4 protein-coding genes are annotated in these 3,855 nt (G+C 58.2%); 2 read left to right on the forward strand and 2 right to left on the reverse strand.

Annotation, left to right across the window (positions count from 1 at the left end; translation table 11 throughout):
• Positions 1–752 (reverse strand): P-type conjugative transfer ATPase TrbB (gene trbB, locus EOC94_RS33020; protein ID WP_127295800.1); only part of this gene is annotated, 752 nt, incomplete at its 3' end.
• On the reverse strand, positions 749–1,384 hold the full coding sequence (gene traI / locus EOC94_RS33025) for an acyl-homoserine-lactone synthase TraI (RefSeq protein WP_127295802.1): 636 nt from the start codon (positions 1,382–1,384) through the stop codon (positions 749–751). The genes trbB and traI, both read right to left, overlap by 4 nt.
• A 363-nt stretch (positions 1,385–1,747) precedes the next feature.
• On the opposite strand from traI, the gene repA reads away from it, so the two are divergent.
• Both repA and repB read left to right on the forward strand, forming a co-directional pair.
• Entirely contained in the window at positions 1,748–2,959 is a 1,212-nt protein-coding gene (repA, locus tag EOC94_RS33030; RefSeq protein WP_185928387.1) for a plasmid partitioning protein RepA, read from the forward strand.
• Between the two features lie 78 nt (positions 2,960–3,037).
• Positions 3,038–3,855, forward strand: an 818-nt coding sequence (gene repB / locus EOC94_RS33035) for a plasmid partitioning protein RepB (protein ID WP_127295806.1), incomplete at its 3' end; no start/stop codon positions are given.

Consider the following 3,855-nt stretch of genomic DNA (forward strand, 5'->3'; position numbering starts at 1 on the left):
GTGTTGGAGTGAATGGTCGTGACTCCGCCCGGGTGCCCGGTGTTCCACGCCTTGAGCAGCGTGAGCGCCGCACCGTCGCGGACCTCGCCGACAATGATTCGGTCAGGCCGCAATCGCATCGTGCTCTTCAGCAGCCGTGCCATGTCGACGGTGTCGCTTGTGTGGAGCGATACCGCGTTTTCGGCGGCGCATTGGATCTCGGCGGTGTCTTCCAGAATGACCATCCGATCGTCCGGCGCATTGGCGACGATTTCGGCGATGACCGCATTGGCAAGGGTCGTCTTGCCCGAGCCCGTGCCGCCGGAGATCACGATGTTCATGCGAGAGGCGATCGCGCTGCGCAGGACAGAGGCCTGCGCCTCGGTCATAACCTTCGACTTTACGTAGTCGCAAAGCGGGATCAGCCGCGACGCGCGCCGCCGGATGGTGAAGGCCGGTCCGGAAACGACGGGCGGCAGCAAGCCCTCGAAGCGGTGCCCGCCGATCGGCAGTTCGCCGGAGATGATCGGCTGCTCGTCGTCGGCCTGCGATTGTAGCGCGTGGGCGACGCTGCCGATGATCACCTCTGCCGCGGCCGGGCTCAGTGCGCCGGCCGGGGTGACGCCATGACCCAGGCGTTCGATGAAGAGCTTGCCATCGGGGTTGAGCATGATCTCGACGACCGTCGCGTCATCGAGCGCGACGCAGAGATGGTCGCCGAGAGCTTCCTGAAGTTTGCGGACGAGACGCGTATGGGAGCGCAGTTGGGTCACGCGGCGCTCCTGACGGGTGCGCTGTCGATCTGACGGCTCGAACGGTAGCCCGGAGGACAGACCTGCTCGAAGCTGACGCGATCGGCCGGCAGGCTTCCAGCAATGGCGATGGTGTTGCCGATCGCAACAGGATCGCCGAGCCGCCGCATCGGCCAGCCGACACGTTTGAGGATCCGCTCAAAGCGAAGATCGGTCGCTGTGACAATCTGGCTGTAGCCGTTCGCCATCGACCATTCGATGATGCCGGCGAACAAGGTGCGTGTCACAAGATGTAATTGGCCCCCTTCCCTGCCCGCGGTCTGGGACGTGTCGACGCAGAAGCGCGAACTTTCGACCATTTCTGGATGCGGGTTCAGAGAACCCTTTTCGAGCAGTTCGGGAAATATGTACTCGAGCATCGTCGGCCCGGAAGCCGGAAGAAGACGGGCGCAACCGGCGACTATCCCACGCTCGTTAACTGCCAGAACGTAGGTCGGCTTAAAATCATCGTAGCGATCGCGTTCCTCCCCCTCGGTGACAGAGACGTCCCATTCGAGACGGCCGCCGAACACCGCTGCGCGAAGACGGTGCATCTGCTTCAGAAAAATTGGATGGCGTCGGTAAAGGTCGGGCGAGACGGTCAGTATCCGCATCATGATCTCCGCATGAACAGGTCATGCGGAGACAAAACAGCTCGTCGGGCGTGTGCCTACGTGCAGATCTGCAGCACGGTGATTCTGCCGAATCGCTGGTCTAGCTATGGAAATGCGAGGGCAGGCAGGGACTATAGTGCTGGTGAAGAAGTGCAAATCTGCATTTCATGCCCACGGTCGCGAACAGCGGAATTCGATCTAACTTACGAAAATTATTGAAGAATCCGGTCTGGGCGTGATTGGTCCCGCAACATGTTAACTTCTCATTAACCAAAAACGCCTTGCGGCTACCGTCGAATCGCACATAGTAATCACGCTTTCCTGCCATATGGACCCGGAAAAGCGTTATTCCCAAGTGGGGCGGTGAAATTGAACGTGGTGCAGACTTTCGACCTCGACATAGACTTTGACGAGGAGATACTCCAGCAGGGCGAACTCATCTCGGACAAGCTCAACATGCTGCGCCTGGAGCAGTATCCGCCGGATGCTGAGAAAGGCCTTCGGCTGTTTTCCTCGGCCGAGGTTGCCGATTTTCTTGGCGTGACGCAAAACCATATCAAGAAACTACATCTTGAGGGAAAGGGGCCGGAGCCGCTCGTATCACAGTCCGGCCGCCGCTCGTACACGGCGGCGCAGATGATGGAGTTGCGCGCCTTCCTCGACAAACACGGCAGAACTGATTTCAAACGCTATGTGCCTCAACGGCGCGGCGGCGAAGGCCTTCAAGTTATCTCCGTTGTAAATTTCAAAGGTGGGAGTGGAAAGACAACCACCACGGCCCATCTTGCCCAGTACCTCGCTCTCACGGGCCATCGTGTCCTTGCGATCGACCTCGACCCACAGGCTTCACTCACTGCTCTTCATGGGATGCAGCCCGAACTTGACAAGAATCCGTCGCTTTTCGAGGCGCTTCGGTACGATGATCAACGCAGGTCGATCAAGGACGTAATTCAACCGACGAATTTTCCGGGGCTCGACATCGTCCCGGCGAACCTCGAACTCCAGGAATACGAGTACGAGACACCACTAGCGGCTTCGAACAAAAATTCCCCTGAAGGGCGTATGTTCTTCACCCGCATTACGCAGGCCCTTAAAGAGGTCGACGATCGATATGACGTGGTTGTGATCGATTGCCCTCCTCAGCTCGGCTATCTCACGCTCACCGCGCTGACAGCCTCCACATCTGTTCTTATCACGGTCCATCCGCAGATGCTCGACATCATGTCGATGAGCCAGTTCCTGCTCATGCTTGGCGGGATCTTGCAGTCGATAAAGGGGGTCGGGGCGAAAGTCCGGCTGAAGTGGTTCCGCTATCTGGTGACGAGATACGAGCCGACGGACGGGCCGCAGGCACAGATGGTTGGTTTCATGCAGGCGATGTTCAACAAGCGGATGCTCACCAATCAGATGGTTAAGTCCACCGCCATATCTGATGCCGGTATTACCAAGCAGACCCTTTATGAGGTTGAGCGCAGCCAGTTCACGCGTTCAACGTATGACCGTGCGATGGAGTCCCTCAACGCAGTCAATAGCGAGATTGTCTCGCTGATACACAAAGCATGGGGGCGGAAGTGATCGCTTTCTTGACAGCCGTGCAGAACCGCAAAAAACCTCGCAAAATCAGCGCAGTAAATACGAGAATGGAGGGTGCAAATGGCTAGAAAGCACCTCTTGGCCAACATCGGGGCGACCGTGGGCGATCGGAAGCCGCAAAGCAATTCATCGGAGAGCAGGGCCGAATATGCCCGTCGTGGCGCAACGCGCTCGATGATGCAGTCTCTCGATGAGATGGCGGAAAACTCTATGCGCGTCCTCGATGGCGAAACGATCGTATCCCTTGATCCGGACCTCCTTGAGGCCTCCCCTTTCGCTGACCGGATTGCCAGCAACGACGAGGATTTTTCCGCCTTAGTCTCGGCTATTGAGCAGGCTGGTCAGTCCTCGCCTATCCTCGTTCGGCCTCACCCAGATGTTTCTGGCCGCTTTGTCATTGTTTACGGCCATCGCCGTGCTCGCGCTGCCCGTCAGCTCGGCATCGCTGTGAAGGCCGTCGTCAAGCCGATCGAGGACATCGCACATGTGATCGCACAGGGGCAGGAAAACACGGCCCGCTCCGACCTCACTTTCATCGAAAAGGCCCTGTTTGCACGTAAACTGACCAGCTCCGGAATTGACAAGGAGACGGTCAAAAGCGCGCTTACAATCGACGATACGCTCCTGTCCCGAATGCTGGCAGTCGCGGAGCACGTTCCTGAACATGTTCTGGATGCATTGGGCGCCGCGAGAGGCGTTGGGAGGGATCGCTGGGAGGAGCTCAAGAAACTTCTCCAATTGCCTGGCAAATCGGCCCAGGCGTCAAATCTAGTTCGAAGCGACGAGTTTGCGAGTGTCGATACGGACCAGCGCTTCGCAGTTTTGCTCAACGACCTGAAGAAGAAGGCGAAGAGCAAAAAAACCGCGGCAGCCAAGCC

The organism is Mesorhizobium sp. M6A.T.Ce.TU.016.01.1.1, assembly GCF_003997065.1.
GTDB classification, from domain to species: Bacteria; Pseudomonadota; Alphaproteobacteria; order Rhizobiales; family Rhizobiaceae; genus Mesorhizobium; species Mesorhizobium mediterraneum.